Here is a 15,852-nt window from a genome sequence, read left to right as displayed (position 1 = left end):
TGAGTAACCCAAGCCGATACGGACCGGACTACGGAGAGAGCTCAGGCCGGAGGGGCTCCCCCCGCCCCGGCTCGTCTGGCACGCCCTCAGGCGGGCAGCGCGGCGGGCCGTCGGGCTCGCCGACACCCGGCCGGACACCGCGCTCCGGAGGCAGGCCCGGCGGACGGGTCGGCGGGCCCTCACGCGGGGGAGCACCCGGCGGCACCCGGCGCCGCGGCGCGCCCGCGGCCATGCGTTCGGGCGGCGCCGTCCGTCCCGGCAGGCGAGGCCCCGGCGGGCCTGGCGGCCCCGGTGGACCGGGCGGCCCTGGCGGGCCGGGTGGTCCCGGCGGGCCCGGTGGCCCGGGCGGCCGCGGCGGTTCCGGTGGCGGGGACGACGGTTTCTGGGGCGACGAGGGTCGCGGCCGGCGCGAGAAGAAGCGCACGGACGACCCGAAGAAGACCGGATGGCGGCGCTACGTCCCGTCCTGGAAGATCATGGTCGCCGTCGTCAGCGTGATGATCCTCGGCTTGGCCACGCTCGTCGTCGTCGCCTACGTCAACACCCCGATTCCGACCGCGAAGCAGCAGGCCGCGCTCCGCCAGGAGTCGACGATCACCTACTCGGACGGGTCGACGCTCGCGCGGATCGGCACGCACCGCGAGGACATCGCGCTGAACAAGGTGCCGAAGCACGTCCAGAACGCGGTGCTCGCCGCGGAGGACCGCAACTTCTGGAGCGAGCCGGGCGTTTCGCCCGCCGGCATCGCCGGCGCGATGTACCGGGCCGCGACCGGCGGCGAGGTCGCGGGCGCCTCGACGATCACCCAGCAGTTGGCCCGGAACTACTGGGCGAACCTCAGCCAGGACCGCACGGTCAGCCGTAAGTTCAAGGAAATCCTCATCTCCATCCGGATGGGCAAGGAGATGGAGAAGTCCAAGGTCCTTGAGCTCTACCTCAACACCGTCCCCTTCGGACGCCACGCGTACGGCATCCAGGCGGCGTCCCGCGCCTACTTCCACAAGCCCGTGACCGAGATCGACGAGTCGCAGGCCGCGATGCTCGCCGCGATGATCCAGCGGCCGGGCTACTTCGCCACCTACGGCCCGGCGTCCAACCCCGCCAAGCAGGCGCTGATCAACCGCTGGAACTACGTCCTCGACGGGATGGTCGAGAAGGGCTGGCTCGACCAGGGCAAGCGCGCGCAGGCGAAGTTCCCGCAGACGCAGAAGAACTGGAGCGACGCCCCGGACGACCCGAACGCCGGCTACCTGCAGGACCGGGTGATCAACGAGCTGAAGACGCTCGGCATCGACGAGACGATGCTGGAGACCGGCGGCCTGAAGATCACGACCACCTTCGACAAGAACCTGCAGGACTACACCAACAAGGCCGTCAACCAGATCCGGAAGCAGAACGGGCTCCGCAGCGACATCCAGTTCGGGCTCGCCGCGGTCGACCCGAGGACCGGCGGGGTGGTGGCCGCCTACGGCGGCCCGAGCTACAAGAAGCAGCAGTTCGACAACTCCTTCCAGGGCAAGGTGCAGCCCGGTTCGTCGTTCAAGCCGATCGTCCTCGCCACCGCGCTCGACCAGGGCATCAGCCTGCAGACCACGATGGACGGCAGCTACAAGCGCAACATCGGCGGCGCGACCTTCACCAACGACAGCCGCTCCGAGAACGGGGTCTACAACCTCAAGCAGATGACGGCGATGTCGATCAACACCGCGTACGTGGACCTGGGCCAGAAGGTTCAGCTGGGCAACGTCGTGGACATGGCCGAGAAGATGGGCATCCCGAAGGGCACCCAGGACCTCAAGGACGACATCACCTCGCTCCCCCTGGGCGTCATCGACGCGAGCGCCGTGACCATGGCGTCGGTCTACTCGACCTTCGCCGCGGGGGGCAAGCACCGGCAGGCCCACGTGATCGCCAAGATCACCGACAACAAGGGCCGCGATGTCGTGAACAACCAGAACAAGGCGCTGGAGAAGCTGCCCTACGAGAAGCCCACGACGGCGTTCTCCGAGGGCGTCGCGGCGGACGCCACCGCCGCGATGCGGGCGGTCGTCACCTCCGGTACCGGTACCCGCGCCAGCCTCGGCGCCCGTCCCGTCGCCGGTAAGACCGGTACCACGGACGAGAACAAGTCCGCCTGGTTCGTCGGCTACACGCCGGAGCTCGCGACGTCGGCGGCGATGTGGCGGCAGGACAAGAACGGCAACCGCAAGTCGCTGATCGGCGTCGGCAACTACAGCCAGGTCTACGGTGGTACGGTCCCGGCCGAGCTCTTCAAGACCTTCATGCTGAAGGCGCTGGAGAAAAAGGAGATCTCGCAGTTCCCGCCGGCGGTCAACGGCGGCCAGGTCGCCCCGTGGGCGAAGCCCAAGCCGGCGCCCAGCACGTCCGCGTCACCGAAGCCGAGCACCACGCCGACCTGCCAGCCGGGCCAGAACCAGAACCAGAACCAGCAGCAGCCGTGCCAGCAGCAGTCGCCGAACCCGACGGACACGCCGACGATCACGCCGCCGAACCAGGGCGTGCCCTGCGACCAGTACAACATGCCGCTCGGCTGCAACCCCGACATTCCACCCGAAGGCGACAAGAGCTGGTGGTGTGCGAAGCCCGAGCACAGGAACGACCCTGCCTGCCGAAAGGGAGACCAGGACAACCCGACCACCCAGTAGCGGCCTCTCCGTGACGGGACGGCCCGGAGCCTGCGGCGGCTCCGGGCCGTCCCTTCTTGATCAGAGTGCCGTTCGGGCGAATAGTCTTGCTGTCCATGTCGTCCACTGAGAGGCTCGCGATGTCCGCCGACCGCCCCCCGGCGGACGGACCAGGCCGGCTGATGCGGCTCGCGCCGGTACTGACGGGCCTCACCGCCCTGGTGTGCCTGCTCGGCTGGCTGCAGAAACAGCCGTGCGCGTCGGTCCGGTTCGACTTCCTCAAGACGACGTCGAGCGCCTGCTACACCGACATCTATCCGCTCTACTACGTGCGCGGGCTGAGCGACGGGAAGCTCCCGTACTTCGACTCGTTCACCGGCACCGACATCCACTACGTCGAGTACCCGGTGCTGAGCGGCGGCTTCATGCAGCTGGTCGCGTGGCTGGTCAAGCCGTTCGGGGTGGACGGGCGCGGGCTCGCCTTCTACAACGTCACCGTGCTGCTCCTCGCCGTCCTCGCGGTCGTGGCCGTCCTCGCCACGGCCTACGCGGCCGGACGGCGGTCGCTGCGCACCGGCCTGATGGTGGGGCTGTCCCCCGCGCTGCTCCTCACCGCCTACATCAACTGGGATCTGCTCGCGGTGGCACTGTCGGCGCTGGCGCTGGCCGCCTGGTCGGCGCGGCGCCCGGCGCTCGCGGGCGGGCTGCTCGGCCTGGCGATCGCGGCGAAGTTCTATCCGCTGCTGTTCCTCGGCCCGCTCGTCCTGCTGTGCGTCCGCGCGGGGCAGTGGCGCGCCATGGGACGGATGCTCGCGGCCACCGCCGCCGGCTGGCTGCTCGTCAACCTCCCCGTGATGGCCTTCGCGTGGGACGGCTGGAAGGAGTTCTACACCTTCAGCCAGAAACGCGGCATCGACTGGGGTTCCATCTTCTTCGTCCTGCAGGACCACGGGTTGGAGAAGCCCTCGTCCGACACCGATCTGCTGAACCTCATCGGCACGGGGACGTTCCTCGTCCTCGCCGCAGGGATCGCCGTCCTCGCGCTCACCGCGCCGCGCCGGCCGCGCCTTCCGCAGCTGATGTTCCTGGTGATGGTCGCGTTCATGCTGCCGAACAAGGTCTGGTCGCCGCAGTACGTGCTGTGGCTGCTGCCGCTCGCGGTGCTGGCGCGCCCGAAACTGCCCGCGTTCGTCGTCTGGCAGCTCGGCGAGATCGCCTATTTCTTCGGCATCTGGTGGTTCCTGCTGTCGGTGTCGGGCCAGACGCCGGGTGCCGACCTGTCCGGGACGATGTCGGCGGTGCTGAACCTGGACGCTCCGGAAGGCGGGATCAGCCAGGACGTCTACACCCTGGCGCTGCTCGCCCGGTTCGTGACCGTCCTCATGCTGGCCGCGCTGGTGGTGCTGGACATCCTGCGCCCGTCCATGGACCTCGTCCGGTCGGACGGGGTCGACGACCCGGCGGGCGGCGTCCTCGACGGGGCGGCCGACGTGGTGTCGCTGCGCCGCTGGCGCGGCGCCCACCACGTCGGCGTCCCCTTGGCGTCCTAGTCGCGCAGTGCCTCGATGAACCATTCGAACGACGGAGTCATCGTGGGCCAGACAGGCCAGCCGTTGATGATGGCGATCAGCTGCCAGTACCGTTCCGCGCGCCGGTCGGTACCGATCTCCGTCCGCCTCCGCAGCTCACGCCGGAACTCGGCGTCGTCCGTGGCGCCGAACGCCTCCGCGTAGGCGGCCACCAGCTCGTCGACGATGGGGCGGGCCGCGTCCGAACGGGGCTCGATCCCGTCCGCGATCGCGGCCGCGACCTTCTCGCCCGTCAACCGGCCGAGTCGCGCCGGGTCCTCGGGGTAGGTGCCCTTCTCGATGTCGGCGGCCTGGTACTCGGCCATCCGCCGTACCGCCGCCCGGAAGTCCGGCTCGCCGACCAGCTCGGCCAGCTCGACCCAGGCGTCGACCTGCTCGGGTTCGGGGTCGTCGGGCAGTCGCGGCAGCGCGGACCGCATCTTCGCCTCGAAGTCGGGGTTCAGGTCGAGTCCGGCGAACGACTCGTCGATGAAGTCGGTGATGATGCGGCGCCGCTCCTCGTCGGACAGCCGGGCGAGCTTGTTCATGATTTCGATCTCCTCGGGACTGGATCCACGTTTCGCCACCGCCCGAAGCACGGCCCGGCGCAGCCGGAGCGTGCGGATCTGCACGTCCAGCGCCTCCGCGTGCGCCGCCGCGACGTCCCCGACGCCGACCTCCCGGTCCAGCACCCGCTGGACGGTGCCGAGGTCGACGCCGAGGTCCCGCAGCGTCCGCACCAGATCGAGGCGCGCGACTGCGTCCGCGTCGTACAGCCGGTAACCGGCCTCGGTACGGCAGGTGGGCGGCACGACACCCTCGTCGGAGTAGAACCGGATCGTCCGGACCGAGAGCCCGGTGCGCTGCGCCAGTTCGCCGATCGTGTACAAGGTGTCGCCGTCCATGTCCCCCACCCTGCGGCCTCCAGCCACTGGAGACTCAACCCCGGATCCGCACACCGGGACCAGGTAAGCATGGCGGAGGCCCGTCCCGGCGGGACGGGCCTCCGGCGCGGGAGGGGTCAGCCCTCGTGGGCGGGGTCGGCGACGCTGGGGGTCGTGCCCTCGCGGCGGGCGCGGCGGACGTCCTGCACGAACTCGCGGGAGAACATCGCGGACAGGGTGGCGACGCCGCCGCGGTGGACGCGGATCTCCCCGTGCCGGATCTCGCCGGTGATCCGGACCCGGCGGCCGCCGCCGTTCTCACCCGTCCAGTCCTTGACGCGGCCGCGGCCGGTGTAGCGCAGGTCCCAGTGCTCGATCTCGGCGTCCTGCGGGACGAGCAGCTTCACCATCGAGTGGTCGAGGTCGACCGCGATCTCGATGTCGCCGTCGGGGATCCGCGGCGAGCGCAGGTCCAGGACGACCATGCCGCGGCGGGCGCGCACCTCGAAGAGGCGGCCGGTCGTCCAGTGGCCGAGCTTCTTGGTGTTCTCGTAGTGGGCGTGCACGCGGGTCGTGGTCTCGGCGGTGGTGGGCGTGGTGTCCATCTCTGTGTTCCTTTCGGAATCGGGCAACTACCTCGCTCCGAGAGTTGCTCTTCTTGTGAGCATCTCTCTAAACGAGAGAATAGGGAACGGCGAGAGACGTTGTCAAGACCCTTCGGGTGCGGCGCGGATCGGCGCTGGTCAGCGCGTCGATGGCGGGACGGGCCGGGCCGCTGTGCGACGATCGCGGACGCGGCGTCGCAGGCCCTGGCCAGAATCTGCCGATATCAGGGGATTTCGCGGTGAGTGCCGGGGAAATGCTCGCGGCGGACGGGGCCGGTCGCCCCGGGACCCCGCGGACCGCGGGGACGCAGGAACTGCGGGGAGATGACGTGGACGCGAACCAAGCACTGACCGAGCTGCTCGCAGGACGGCTGGAGCCGGGCGTCTACCAGTGGCGGACGCCGCCCGTGCCGGGCGCGGTCGGCGACACGAGCTGGACGGAGCGCGCCGAGGAGGCCGGCTGGCGCGGGTTCCATCTCGACGGCCGCCGGGCCCGGGACAGCCGTTCGCTCCTGCGGTTGTGCGCCGGCGTCTTCGAGCTGCCCGACGGGGCGGGCGCGGACTGGGACGATCTCGGCGAGTGCCTGAAGGACCTGTCGTGGACGCCCGCGAAGAACGGCTACGTGGTGCTCTACGAGTCGTGGGCGGAACTCGCCGACGCGGACCCGGGGTCGCTGCGCGCCGTCCTGGACGTGTTCGCCGGCGCGGTGAAGGCCTGGCGGGACACCCCCACCCCCATGACGGTGCTGATGTCGAGCGTGGGCGTGGAGGTGGCGGGCGTCCCCCGGCTCGCCTGAAGGGGCGGCCCGGCCGGTAGGGGGCGGCCTGGCCGGCCCTGGATCAGTAGGTGCTGGAGCCGCTGCTCGCGGCGAACATCGCGATGCCCAGGATGTAGAAGAGCAGGATGAGCAGCCAGCCGGCGGAGATCAGGTAACCGAGGATCAGCCCGGTGACGGCCATCCCGTGACCGCCCTCGCCCGTCCGCTTGATCTGGCCCAGCGACACATGCCCGAAGATGACCGCCAGAATGGACGTGATACCGCAGGCGAAGAAGCCGATCAGCCCGCACACCAGCGACGCCGTGGCCATGCCGTTGGTCGGCCGGGCGACCGGCATCGAGGGCCCGCCGTAGTAGTGGTGCTGGACCGCCGGGGGCTGGGAGTACTGCTGGGCGTAGGGGTCCTGCGAGCCGTAGCCGTAGGGGTCGTAAGGGGGCTGTGCCATGTGCTTCCCGATCGGTTCGCGCGCCCGCCGCCGGAGAGAACACGCGTGCGCTGAGGGCTGGGTTCCGGATTATGCCAGTGTGACGTGACCTTCGGATTTTGTCGTCAGGCCAGGGCTACGCGGTTTCTAAATCCACGCCCGGTTAGATGCCGGACCGCTCGCCGGGGTTCCCGGACACCGGCGATGATCGCCGACTCCGCATCGTCAGAGTTTCGAACGCAACCACGAGATGTCGCCGGCCTGTCCGGCGGCGGGAGTCTCCACCACGACCGGGGCGCCCGCCGCCCGGACCACGGCCAGAATCAGCTCCGGGTCGATGCTGCCGCCGCCCAGGTTGGCGTGCCGGTCGGCGCCCGATCCGAACGCGTCCCGGCTGTCGTTGCAGTGCACCAGGTCGACGCGGCCCGTGACGGCCTTGATCCGGTCGACGGCGTCGACGAGCTCCTCCCCCGCCGCGTGCGCGTGGCAGGTGTCGAGGCAGAAACCGAGCTTGGAGTCCAGCCCCGGGACACCGGACAGCACCTCCCACAGCCGGGCGATCCGGTCGAACCTGCGTGCCATGGCGTTCCCGCCGCCCGCGGTGTTCTCGATGTAGACCGGAATCGGACACTCGATGCGTTCGAACACCTTGCGCCAGTTCTCGAAGCCGGTCTCCGGGTCGTCGTCCTTCAGCACGTGCCCGCCGTGGACGATCAGCGCCTTCGCACCGATGGACGCGGCCGCCTCCAACTGCTGGGTGAGGTTCTTGCGGCTCGGGATCCGGATGCGGTTGTTCGACGTCGCCACGTTGATCGTGTACGGGGCGTGCACATAGACGTCCACGCCGGAACCCTCCAGCGCCTCGACGCCCTCCGGCAGCACGGGCTTCTTCCAGCCCTGCGGATCGCCCAGGAAGAACTGGACGACGTCGGCGCCGATCGCGCGGGCGTTGTCGAGCGGGTTGTTCTGATCGACATGGGCTCCGATGCGCATGCCCACGAGCCTAGCCGCGCCCTACGACACCCGCGCGCACGTCCGGAGTCCGCCCGGACGCCGGGAAGCACATGACCCCGGCCGCCCTGGCCGGACGGCGCGGCGAGGTCAGAGCGAGAAGCCGCCGTTGCTCAGCGCGAAGCCGCCGCCGACGAACGCGGCGATCATGCCGATCACGTTCAGCCAGCGCTCGTTCGTCGTCGCGGAGATCATCTGGGAGTACAGCGCGAGCGGCAGGCCGACCGCGCCGAGGACCGCCCCGACGAAGTGGGTCGACGGAATCCAGCCCAGGATCAGCGCGGCGATCCCGATCGTGACCGCGGCCACAGCGAGCACGTCCTGAAACCGGTGCGGCTCGGCCTCGGCTTGGGTGCGGGTGGCGGGCTGACGCGCGCCGGTCGCCTCCTGCGGCATCGGGCTCCTCCTCCAGGTCGTGGCTCCCGCGCCTGGGGCACACGGTGAACGCGGGACCGGACGGACCATGCGGGTAAAGGAATGCCCAGCCGAGGCGAAGATCAACCGGCGCGGGGGTGCGGAAATGTCGGCGGCACCCGGTACTGTCGAACATGGATTCGAGAACACCGGCTCGGGTCCGAGGAGGTGCACCACCGTGACGAAAGCGGAGTTGGGGCTCATCGGTGACGCGGAGCTCGTCGAGGAGCTCACGCTGCTGACGACCCAGACCGCCCGCATGCGCGCCCGCATGGTCGACATCATGGCCGAGCTGGAACGCCGGCGCTGTTCCCGTCCCGCCCAGCAACGCGCGAGACGCTGACCCCGGTCGGCCGCCGCAGGCGCGGTACGGGCGGGCCTCCCTGCGGGAATGGGCCTGTGCGCTGCCGAGTGTTGGTAGCCTGTACCGGTCTCGCGGCAGGCGCGCCCGGCGATCCGGGGTCCGGCGCCGCCGCGGGAGACGCAAGAGCCCTCCTGTCACGGAGAGACCGTGACCGCATCAGTCCAGAGGAGGTAGGGACACAGCATGCGTCGTTACGAACTCATGGCCATTCTCGACCCCGCCGTCGACGAGCGCACCGCGAACGCCGCGCTCGACCCGTTCCTGAAGGTCGTCAAGGACGACGGCGGCAGCGTGGAGAAGGTCGACGTCTGGGGCCGCCGGCGCCTGGCGTACGACATCCAGAAGAAGTCCGAAGGCATCTACGCGGTGGTCGACCTGTCGGCTGAGCCTGCCACGGTCAAGGAGCTCGACCGGCAGCTCAACCTGAGCGAGTCGATCCTCCGTACCAAGGTCATCCGCCCCGAGGTCCACTGAGCCTGGCTCAGCCCTCTCAGCAGCCGGAGCGAGCCCCATGGCAGGCGACACCGTAATCACGATCGTCGGGAACCTCGTCGAGGACCCGAATCTGCGCTTCACGCCGAGCGGCCAGGCGGTCGCGTCCTTCCGCATCGCCTCGACCCCGCGGTTCTTCGACCGCCAGGCGGGCGACTGGAAGGACGGCGAGGCGCTGTTCCTCACCTGCAACGTCTGGCGGCAGGCCGCCGAGAACGTGGCCGAGACCCTGCAGCGCGGCATGCGGGTGATCGTGCAGGGACGCCTCAAGCAGCGCTCCTACGAGACCCGCGAGGGTGAGAAGCGCACCGTCTTCGAGGTCGAGGTCGACGAGGTCGGCCCGTCGCTGCGCAACGCCACCGCCAAGGTCAACAAGACCCAGCGGCAGGGCGGCAGTGGCGGCGGCTTCGGCGGCGGTGGCGGCCAAGGCGGTGGCGGCTTCGGCGGCGGCGGTGGTCAGGGCGGCGGTTTCGGCGGCGGCAACCAGCAGGGCGGCGGCTTCGGCGGCGGCCAGCAGGGCGGCGCCCCGGCCGACGACCCCTGGGCCACCGGGGGCGGTGGCGGCGGCGGAGGCTTCTCCGACGACCCGCCGTTCTAGACCCGTCGCCCCGGCGCGACCCGAGCAAGATCCAGTACACGTCCATTCCCGCGTGAGCGGGGCTCTCCCAAAGGAGCACCACGATGGCGAAGCCACCTCCCCGCAAGCCGAAGAAGAAGGTTTGCGTTTTCTGCCAGGAGAAGATCTCCTACGTCGACTACAAGGACACGGGCCTGCTGCGGAAGTTCATCTCCGACCGCGGCAAGATCCGTGCCCGGCGGGTGACCGGCAACTGCACCCAGCACCAGCGGGACGTCGCCACGGCGATCAAGAACGCCCGCGAGATGGCGCTGCTGCCGTACACCAGCACCGCGCGCTGAGGCAGGGGGAAAGATCATGAAGCTCATCCTGACCCAGCAGGTCTCCGGGCTCGGCGAGCCCGGCGACGTCATCGAGGTCCGCGACGGCTACGGCCGCAACTACCTCGTCCCCCGCGGATTCGCGATCAAGTGGACCCGGGGCGCCGAGAAGGAGATCGACTCCATCAAGAAGGCGCGTTCGGCCCGCGAGATCGCGACCGTCGAGCACGCCAAGGAGGTCGCCGACCGGCTCGGTGGCCTGCGCGTCACGCTGCGCACCCGCACCGGCAGCAACGGCCGCCTCTTCGGCGCCGTGACGGCCGCCGACATCGCCGAGGCGGTCAAGGCCGCCGACGGCCCCGACCTGGACCGCCGCCGCATCGAGATCGGCAACCCGATCAAGACCGTCGGCACCCACCGGGTCAGCGTGCGCCTGCACAGCGACGTCAACGCGACGATCGACGTCAACGTCCTCGAAGCCTGACACACCGCTCCACCCGACGACCCCCGCACCCACCAGGGTGCGGGGGTCGTTGGTGTGTTTATTGCTTTTCTCTCCCCTTGGGGCCACGAGCCGACGGGAGGCGCCCCACAGAGGTGCGAACGGTGCTCGACCACCACCGCGACCACGCAGCGACCTGGGCCGTCGCGATCGCGTCCGAAGGCAGTTTCGAGCGGAGCGAGAAACTGATCGCGCAGTGAGCCGCCAGGCGAGCCGGAGCGATGCAGCGATCGCACGCAGTGCACGACGATGGAGGGCCTCCAAGGCCCGAAGGAGGAGTGCGCTGCAATCAGCACAGCGGTGGTCGTGACGGTTGTTGGGGACTGAGCCGGGGGTGTTGCGGTCGTTTGGGCGTGTGTTGGGTGTTCTGCCAGCGGCTGTTTTGGCATTGATTACGGCCTCCTGTGGTGCGGAGGGGGCGGGTTCGGTGGTGTTTCTTGTGAAACGTCCGTGAATCGCCGTGTGTTTGAGAGATCAACTTTGCGGCGATTACGTTCCGTGATCACAGTGTCGCGGGACGAAGGGGGACGGTGGTGATGGCGCATTCGGGGGAGGGCGCGGACGACCGGGAACGGACGGGCAGGCTCGTGACACGCCGGTCGGTCATCGGCGGTGTGGTGGGGGCCGGGATGCTGGAGATGCTGTCCTGGGGGGCGTTCCACCAGAATGAGGCCATGGCGGACGAGTTTCCCGCCGGGCCGCATTACGGGGCCGGCGACCGCGTCATGTTCACGGCCGAGGCCCCGCACGTCTACACGCGGGCGCAGTGGAACGCCAGAGCGCCCAAGCGCCCGGCCAAGGTCCGCAATCGGGCACCGGACCACATCATCGTGCATCACACGGCCACGGCGAACTCCAATGACCGTTCGCTGGCCCACGCGTTCGCCCTCTCCCGGGCGATCCAGAACATCCACATGAGAAAGAACCACTGGGACGACACCGGCCAGCAGTTGACCATCAGCCGGGGCGGCATCGTGATGGAGGGCCGCAACCGGAGCCTGAGGGCCATCCGCGCCGGCGACCTGGTGGTGGGAGCGCAGGTCCTGCACCACAACCAGCACACGATCGGCATCGAGAACGAGGGCACCTACACGTCCAGGGCGGTGCCGGGCAGCCTGTGGAGGTCGCTGACGGAGGTGTGTGTCTGGCTCTGCCGGGTGTACAACCTCGACCCGGCCAGCGCCATCGTCGGGCACCGCGACTACAACAACACCTCGTGCCCCGGCGACGCCCTCTATGCGCGGCTGCCCGCGCTCCGAAGGTCGGTCGCCGACCGCATGGAGAGTGCCCCGAGTCCGCAGCCGAGCCCGAGCACCGGCGACAACGGCGACACTGGCGACGATTCGTGGCTGCCGCTGTTCCCGTCGCTGGGCAACCTGGGCTGACCCGTCCGGCGGGGGCGCCCCCGGTTCAGGTCTCGGGGGTGGTGTAGCGGGTGCGGCGGCGGGCTATCTCGGGGTCGATGCCCTCGACCAGAGACCAGATGCCCGCCACCCGTTCCACCAGCGTCTCCGGGGGCAGCCCGGCGAGGCCCTCCGCCGCCAGGTCGTCGATCGCCTGCGTCAGCAGGGCCATCCGCTCGCCGTGTGTGGAACACATGTTCGAATCGTAGCGGGTGTGGCCGGCGTTGCGGGTGCGTTTCGGGACGCTCAACGAGAAGGCACGCGGGCGGGGCCGGACCAGCGTGTCAGGGCCTCGTCGAGCGGGACCGGGTCGTCGGACGTCCACGCGACGAAACCGTCCGGCCGCACGAGGATCGACGCGCCCGGAGCCAGGTCGCATGAACCGATGACGGTGTCGAGGCGGCCTTCCCATCCGCCGGCCGACCTGTCGCGGGTGGCGATGAGCAGGGCGCGCCCTGAGCGCTGGAGTGCGGCGAGCCGTTGCTCCTCTCCGGTGGGAAGCCGGACGGTCAGATCCGGTGGGTAGCAGCGTCCGACGAGGTCCTGCGCGGAGCCGAGGTCGTACCGGATGTCCGCGCCCGAGATCATCCCGGTCAGGTGGCGGTTCGCGTCATCGTGGTGGAGCAGGAGGGAGAACATCTCGCGGAGCGCGTCCACGTGGGGGCCGGGGCGCATCAGCGCGACCTGCGCGCGGGTGTTGTCCAGGACGCGCTCGGCGACCGGGTGCCGCTCCCGGGTGTAGGTGTCGAGCAGCTCGTCGGGTGCTTCTCCCCGCGCCACCAGCGCGAGCTTCCAGCCGAGGTTGACCGCGTCGCCGAGGCCGAGGAGCAGCCCCTGCCCGCCGAACGGCGAGTGGACGTGCGCGGCGTCGCCGGCGAGCAGAACGCGTCCCGAGCGGTAGGTGTCGGCGATGCGCGCGTTGTCGGTGAAGCGGGTCATGGACGAGGCGGACTTCAGCGTGACCTGTGTCCCGGTGATGCGCCGCGCGGCGGCCTGGATCTCGTCGAGCGTGACGGGAGCGTCGCGGTCGGCGGGCGGGCCGTCGAACTCGACCATGAGGAGCCGCCCGGGGACCGGCCCGTTCACCATGAGCCCGGACGGGAAGCGCGTCCAGCCGCGGGGCGCGAAGCCGGGATCGTCCGGTTCGGCGATCGCCTGGTAGCCGGTGATGATCCCGTCGGTGCCGGGGAAGGTGAAGCCGCCGAGTTTGCGGACCGGGCTGCGGCCGCCGTCGGCCCCGACGAGGTGCCCGGCGCGCAGTTCGTACCGTCCGTCCGGGCCGTCGGCCGTGACGGTGACGCCGGTGGCGTCCTGTTCGTACCGGACGAGCTCGTGCCCGCGCCGGATGTCGGCGCCCAGTTCGGCGGCGTGCGCGGCGAGGATCTCTTCGAGGCGGTCCTGCGGGATCATCATCACGTCCGCGGTGGGGTGCGAGGTCTCGCGCAGCACCCAGATGCCCGCGAAGTGGCCGCGCGGCTGCGGCCCGCCCACGCCGCCGCGATGCGCCGGCGTGGGCCTTCCGGCGAGGAGCGCCTCCTGAACCTCGGCGATGCGGCCGGTGAGGCCGCGCCGGTCGAGCATCTCGGCGGCGCGGCCGTGGACGGCGCCGGCCTTGGTGCGCCGGTCGACCTCGGCGAGCCGTTCGAGCACGACCGTCTCGACGCCGTGCAGCCGCAGTTCGACGGCCAGGGCGAGGCCGACCGGCCCGCCCCCGGCGATGACCACGTCCGTCATGCGAATCTCCTTAACGCCGTTAAATTTAACAGCGTTAAGGATGCTTTAACGCTGTTAAGCTGTCAACCCCCGTGAGAGGAGCCGCATGAAGCTGGAGCGTCAGGAGGTTGTTCGCACGGCGATCCGCCTGCTGGACGAGGTCGGCTTGGCCGGGCTCAGCCTGCGCCGGCTCGCCAGGGAACTGGACGTCCAGGCACCGGCGCTCTACTGGCACTTCGCGAACAAGCAGGAACTCCTCGACGAAATGGTCACCATGATGGCGGTCGAGGGATATGGGCCGGACGTCCCCGAACCGGGACAGTCGTGGGACGACTGGCTCGCGGGCAGGGCGCGAGGCATGCGCGACGGACTCCGGGCCCACCGAGACGCAGTGCTCCTGACAGCCGGGTCTCGTCCCACCGCGGACCGGGCGTCCGCCATAGAGGGAATGCTGCAGGCCCTATGCGACGCGGGATTCACCCCAGGCGAGGCCCTGCTCAACATCCTTGTCGTCACCGACTATGTCAGCGGGACCGTCCTCGAAGAACAGGCCGGACACGTCCGCGAGGACGACGCTGTCGAGCGGCTGGAGGGCGGCCCCGGCGGTGAAGGCGTCTTCGCGGCGGCGATCGCCGAGGTCCAGGGGCGCGAGGACGCCTTCGAGTACGGGCTGGGACTCCTCATCGACGGAATGCGCGCCCGCCTGGCCGCCCGGTCCTAGCGGACGGCGCCGGTGACCATCCAGCGGTCGCCGCGGGCGCGAAGGCTCAGGGTGAGCATGCGCGTCAGCATCCACAGCCCGATCGCGACCCAGAGCCCGATCAGGCCCGCGTCCGTCCGGAAGAGCACGATGGCCGCGGGCAGGAAGACAGCCGTCGCGACAAGCGTCGTCGCGGCGAGATAGGGGCCGTCCCCTGCGCCGATCAGGATGCCGTCCAGGACGAACACGACGCCTGCCACAGGCTGGAGCACCGCGACCAGAAAGAGCGAGGCGAGCAGCATGTGCCGCACGTCGACATCCTGCGTGAACAGCCCCGGCAACCATGGACGGGCCACAAGGATCATCAGCCCGAAGACCACACCGCAGCCGATCCCCCACCACACCATCCGCCGGGTGACGGCCCGCGTGCCCGTGACGTCGGACGCGCCCAGATACCGGCCGGTGATCGCCTGCCCGGCGATCGCGATGGCGTCGAGCGCGAAGGCGAGCAGCGTCCAGATCTGGAAGCCGACCTGGTACGCGGCGATCTCCGCGTCCCCCATCCGCGCCGCGATCGACGTCCCGACGATCAGGACGACCCGCAGCGCCGCCGTCCGGATGATCAGCCCGACGCCGGCCGTCGCGGACGCCCTCAAGCCGTCCAGGTCGGGGCGCACCGGGGCCCCGTGCCGCCGGGCCGCCCGGAGCACGACGGCCACGTAGACGACCGCGCTGCCCGTCTGCGCGAGCACGGTGCCCCACGCCGACCCGGCGATCCCCCACCCGAGGCCGATCACGAACAGCACGTTGAGCAGCAGGTTCAGCGAGAAACCGCCGATCGAGACGACGAGCGGCGTCCGCGTGTCCTGCAGGCCGCGGAGCACACCCGTCCCGGCCAGGACGACCAGCATCGACGGGATCCCGAGCAGGCTGATCCTGAGGTACGTCTCGGCGTACGGCGCCACGACCGCGGATGCGCCGAACGCGTCCACGATCCAGGGGACCAGCGGCAGGCCGGCCACGATCAGCGCGGCCCCGATGGCGACCGCGAGCCATATGCCGTCGATGCCCTGCCTGATCGCCCCCCGGAGATCGCCCGCACCGACCTGCCGGGCCACCCCGGCCGTCGTCCCGTATGCGAGGAAGACGCACAGGTAGACGAGCGTGGTCAGGGCCTGGCCGGCGACCCCGAGGCCGCCCAGCGGCGCGGTGCCGAGGTGCCCGACGATGGCCGAGTCCGACAGCAGGAAGAGGGGTTCGGCGACGAGCGCGCCGAAGGCCGGCACGGCGAGGCGCAGGATCTCGCGGTCGTGCGCGGTCGCGAGCCGCCGGGGAGTGGTCACCGCGCAGAGGCTACCAGCCTGTAACCCACGTAAGAAAATCAAGCATTACATGGCCCCGGACGGCCGAGTTTCTTTTCCGCACACCCGGTGGACGACGTTCGCCCAGTT

Annotated in this window: 18 protein-coding genes; 10 read left to right on the top strand and 8 right to left on the bottom strand. The window is 70.2% G+C overall.

Translation table 11 applies throughout. From position 1 onward, the window contains the following. The first annotated feature begins 230 nt into the window (after positions 1–230). Positions 231–2,666: a transglycosylase domain-containing protein gene (locus ACQPXG_RS46030; RefSeq protein ID WP_433465454.1), complete on the top strand. Its 2,436-nt coding sequence runs from the start codon at positions 231–233 to the stop codon at positions 2,664–2,666. Between the two features lie 95 nt (positions 2,667–2,761). Beyond that, positions 2,762–4,195, top strand: a complete 1,434-nt coding sequence (locus tag ACQPXG_RS46025; protein WP_433465453.1) for a glycosyltransferase family 87 protein — start codon at positions 2,762–2,764, stop codon at positions 4,193–4,195. On the opposite strand, the gene ACQPXG_RS46020 is transcribed toward ACQPXG_RS46025, so the two are convergent. Together ACQPXG_RS46020 and ACQPXG_RS46015 are read right to left on the bottom strand one after the other, a co-directional pair. Next, on the bottom strand, positions 4,192–5,118 hold the full coding sequence (locus tag ACQPXG_RS46020) for a MerR family transcriptional regulator (protein ID WP_433465452.1): 927 nt from the start codon (positions 5,116–5,118) through the stop codon (positions 4,192–4,194). The two genes, ACQPXG_RS46025 and ACQPXG_RS46020, sit on opposite strands and share 4 nt — an antisense overlap. A 116-nt stretch (positions 5,119–5,234) precedes the next feature. Continuing rightward, positions 5,235–5,702: a hypothetical protein gene (locus ACQPXG_RS46015; RefSeq protein ID WP_433465451.1), complete on the bottom strand. Its 468-nt coding sequence runs from the start codon at positions 5,700–5,702 to the stop codon at positions 5,235–5,237. A gap of 239 nt (positions 5,703–5,941) precedes the next feature. Between ACQPXG_RS46015 and ACQPXG_RS46010 the strand changes: the two genes are divergently transcribed. Further along, the gene (locus ACQPXG_RS46010) at positions 5,942–6,499 is read left to right on the top strand and encodes a barstar family protein (RefSeq protein WP_433465450.1); all 558 of its coding nucleotides are present in this window, start codon (positions 5,942–5,944) and stop codon (positions 6,497–6,499) included. A 43-nt stretch (positions 6,500–6,542) separates the two neighbouring features. On the opposite strand, the gene ACQPXG_RS46005 is transcribed toward ACQPXG_RS46010, so the two are convergent. The 3 genes from ACQPXG_RS46005 to ACQPXG_RS45995 form a co-directional block, all read right to left on the bottom strand. Next, the gene (locus ACQPXG_RS46005; RefSeq protein ID WP_433465449.1) at positions 6,543–6,926 is read right to left on the bottom strand and encodes a DUF4190 domain-containing protein; all 384 of its coding nucleotides are present in this window, start codon (positions 6,924–6,926) and stop codon (positions 6,543–6,545) included. A gap of 204 nt (positions 6,927–7,130) precedes the next feature. Next, entirely contained in the window at positions 7,131–7,898 is a 768-nt protein-coding gene (locus ACQPXG_RS46000; RefSeq protein ID WP_433465448.1) for a deoxyribonuclease IV, read from the bottom strand. A 108-nt stretch (positions 7,899–8,006) separates the two neighbouring features. After that, positions 8,007–8,312, bottom strand: coding sequence for a hypothetical protein (locus ACQPXG_RS45995; RefSeq protein ID WP_433465447.1), 306 nt, complete (start codon positions 8,310–8,312; stop codon positions 8,007–8,009). A 196-nt stretch (positions 8,313–8,508) separates the two neighbouring features. Here ACQPXG_RS45995 and ACQPXG_RS45990 point away from each other — a divergent pair, with 196 nt between their 5' ends. From ACQPXG_RS45990 to ACQPXG_RS45965, 6 genes are all read left to right on the top strand, one after another. Continuing rightward, the gene (locus tag ACQPXG_RS45990) at positions 8,509–8,673 is read left to right on the top strand and encodes a hypothetical protein (RefSeq protein WP_433465446.1); all 165 of its coding nucleotides are present in this window, start codon (positions 8,509–8,511) and stop codon (positions 8,671–8,673) included. Positions 8,674–8,877: 204 nt separating this feature from the next. Next, entirely contained in the window at positions 8,878–9,168 is a 291-nt protein-coding gene (gene rpsF, locus ACQPXG_RS45985) for a 30S ribosomal protein S6 (RefSeq protein ID WP_433465445.1), read from the top strand. A 37-nt stretch (positions 9,169–9,205) separates the two neighbouring features. Then, positions 9,206–9,784, top strand: a complete 579-nt coding sequence (locus ACQPXG_RS45980; protein ID WP_433465444.1) for a single-stranded DNA-binding protein — start codon at positions 9,206–9,208, stop codon at positions 9,782–9,784. An 83-nt stretch (positions 9,785–9,867) separates the two neighbouring features. Then, on the top strand, positions 9,868–10,104 hold the full coding sequence (gene rpsR, locus ACQPXG_RS45975) for a 30S ribosomal protein S18 (RefSeq protein ID WP_019631633.1): 237 nt from the start codon (positions 9,868–9,870) through the stop codon (positions 10,102–10,104). Between the two features lie 16 nt (positions 10,105–10,120). Further along, the gene (gene rplI / locus ACQPXG_RS45970; protein WP_433465443.1) at positions 10,121–10,567 is read left to right on the top strand and encodes a 50S ribosomal protein L9; all 447 of its coding nucleotides are present in this window, start codon (positions 10,121–10,123) and stop codon (positions 10,565–10,567) included. Positions 10,568–11,310: 743 nt separating this feature from the next. Further along, positions 11,311–11,970, top strand: coding sequence for a peptidoglycan recognition protein family protein (locus tag ACQPXG_RS45965; RefSeq protein ID WP_433470173.1), 660 nt, complete (start codon positions 11,311–11,313; stop codon positions 11,968–11,970). Positions 11,971–11,995: 25 nt separating this feature from the next. Here the strand turns inward: ACQPXG_RS45965 and ACQPXG_RS45960 are convergent, their stop codons facing one another. Together ACQPXG_RS45960 and ACQPXG_RS45955 are read right to left on the bottom strand one after the other, a co-directional pair. Beyond that, positions 11,996–12,184 (bottom strand): hypothetical protein, encoded by a 189-nt coding sequence (locus ACQPXG_RS45960; RefSeq protein WP_433465442.1) that lies wholly within the window; start codon positions 12,182–12,184, stop codon positions 11,996–11,998. Positions 12,185–12,234: 50 nt separating this feature from the next. Further along, positions 12,235–13,722, bottom strand: coding sequence for an FAD-dependent monooxygenase (locus tag ACQPXG_RS45955; RefSeq protein ID WP_433465441.1), 1,488 nt, complete (start codon positions 13,720–13,722; stop codon positions 12,235–12,237). An 85-nt stretch (positions 13,723–13,807) separates the two neighbouring features. Between ACQPXG_RS45955 and ACQPXG_RS45950 the strand changes: the two genes are divergently transcribed. Next, positions 13,808–14,422 carry a TetR/AcrR family transcriptional regulator C-terminal domain-containing protein gene (locus ACQPXG_RS45950; RefSeq protein ID WP_433465440.1) on the top strand — a complete coding sequence of 205 codons (615 nt, stop codon included), beginning with the start codon at positions 13,808–13,810 and terminating at the stop codon, positions 14,420–14,422. Here ACQPXG_RS45950 and ACQPXG_RS45945 read toward each other — a convergent pair. Then, positions 14,419–15,744 (bottom strand): MATE family efflux transporter, encoded by a 1,326-nt coding sequence (locus ACQPXG_RS45945; RefSeq protein WP_433465439.1) that lies wholly within the window; start codon positions 15,742–15,744, stop codon positions 14,419–14,421. The two genes, ACQPXG_RS45950 and ACQPXG_RS45945, sit on opposite strands and share 4 nt — an antisense overlap. Positions 15,745–15,852 lie beyond the last annotated feature (108 nt).

This window comes from Spirillospora sp. CA-128828 (genome assembly GCF_050945415.1).
Classification (GTDB): Bacteria; Actinomycetota; Actinomycetes; order Streptosporangiales; family Streptosporangiaceae; genus Spirillospora.
The sequence above is the reverse complement of the archived record's forward strand: the minus strand, read 5'-3'. Positions and strand labels throughout refer to the sequence as shown.

What these genes read in the sequence shown, in the direction of transcription:
- ACQPXG_RS46030 (WP_433465454.1), top strand. Translation starts at nt 231, where the DNA reads ATGCGTTCGGGCGGCGCCGTCCGTCCCGGCAGGCGAGGCCCCGGCGGG.
- ACQPXG_RS46025 (WP_433465453.1), top strand. Translation starts at nt 2,762, where the DNA reads ATGTCGTCCACTGAGAGGCTCGCGATGTCCGCCGACCGCCCCCCGGCG.
- ACQPXG_RS46020 (WP_433465452.1), bottom strand. Translation starts at nt 5,118, where the DNA reads ATGGACGGCGACACCTTGTACACGATCGGCGAACTGGCGCAGCGCACC.
- ACQPXG_RS46015 (WP_433465451.1), bottom strand. Translation starts at nt 5,702, where the DNA reads ATGGACACCACGCCCACCACCGCCGAGACCACGACCCGCGTGCACGCC.
- ACQPXG_RS46005 (WP_433465449.1), bottom strand. Translation starts at nt 6,926, where the DNA reads ATGGCACAGCCCCCTTACGACCCCTACGGCTACGGCTCGCAGGACCCC.
- ACQPXG_RS46000 (WP_433465448.1), bottom strand. Translation starts at nt 7,898, where the DNA reads ATGCGCATCGGAGCCCATGTCGATCAGAACAACCCGCTCGACAACGCC.
- ACQPXG_RS45995 (WP_433465447.1), bottom strand. Translation starts at nt 8,312, where the DNA reads ATGCCGCAGGAGGCGACCGGCGCGCGTCAGCCCGCCACCCGCACCCAA.
- rpsF (WP_433465445.1), top strand. Translation starts at nt 8,878, where the DNA reads ATGCGTCGTTACGAACTCATGGCCATTCTCGACCCCGCCGTCGACGAG.
- ACQPXG_RS45980 (WP_433465444.1), top strand. Translation starts at nt 9,206, where the DNA reads ATGGCAGGCGACACCGTAATCACGATCGTCGGGAACCTCGTCGAGGAC.
- rpsR (WP_019631633.1), top strand. Translation starts at nt 9,868, where the DNA reads ATGGCGAAGCCACCTCCCCGCAAGCCGAAGAAGAAGGTTTGCGTTTTC.
- rplI (WP_433465443.1), top strand. Translation starts at nt 10,121, where the DNA reads ATGAAGCTCATCCTGACCCAGCAGGTCTCCGGGCTCGGCGAGCCCGGC.
- ACQPXG_RS45965 (WP_433470173.1), top strand. Translation starts at nt 11,311, where the DNA reads ATGTTCACGGCCGAGGCCCCGCACGTCTACACGCGGGCGCAGTGGAAC.
- ACQPXG_RS45960 (WP_433465442.1), bottom strand. Translation starts at nt 12,184, where the DNA reads ATGTGTTCCACACACGGCGAGCGGATGGCCCTGCTGACGCAGGCGATC.
- ACQPXG_RS45955 (WP_433465441.1), bottom strand. Translation starts at nt 13,722, where the DNA reads ATGACGGACGTGGTCATCGCCGGGGGCGGGCCGGTCGGCCTCGCCCTG.
- ACQPXG_RS45950 (WP_433465440.1), top strand. Translation starts at nt 13,808, where the DNA reads ATGAAGCTGGAGCGTCAGGAGGTTGTTCGCACGGCGATCCGCCTGCTG.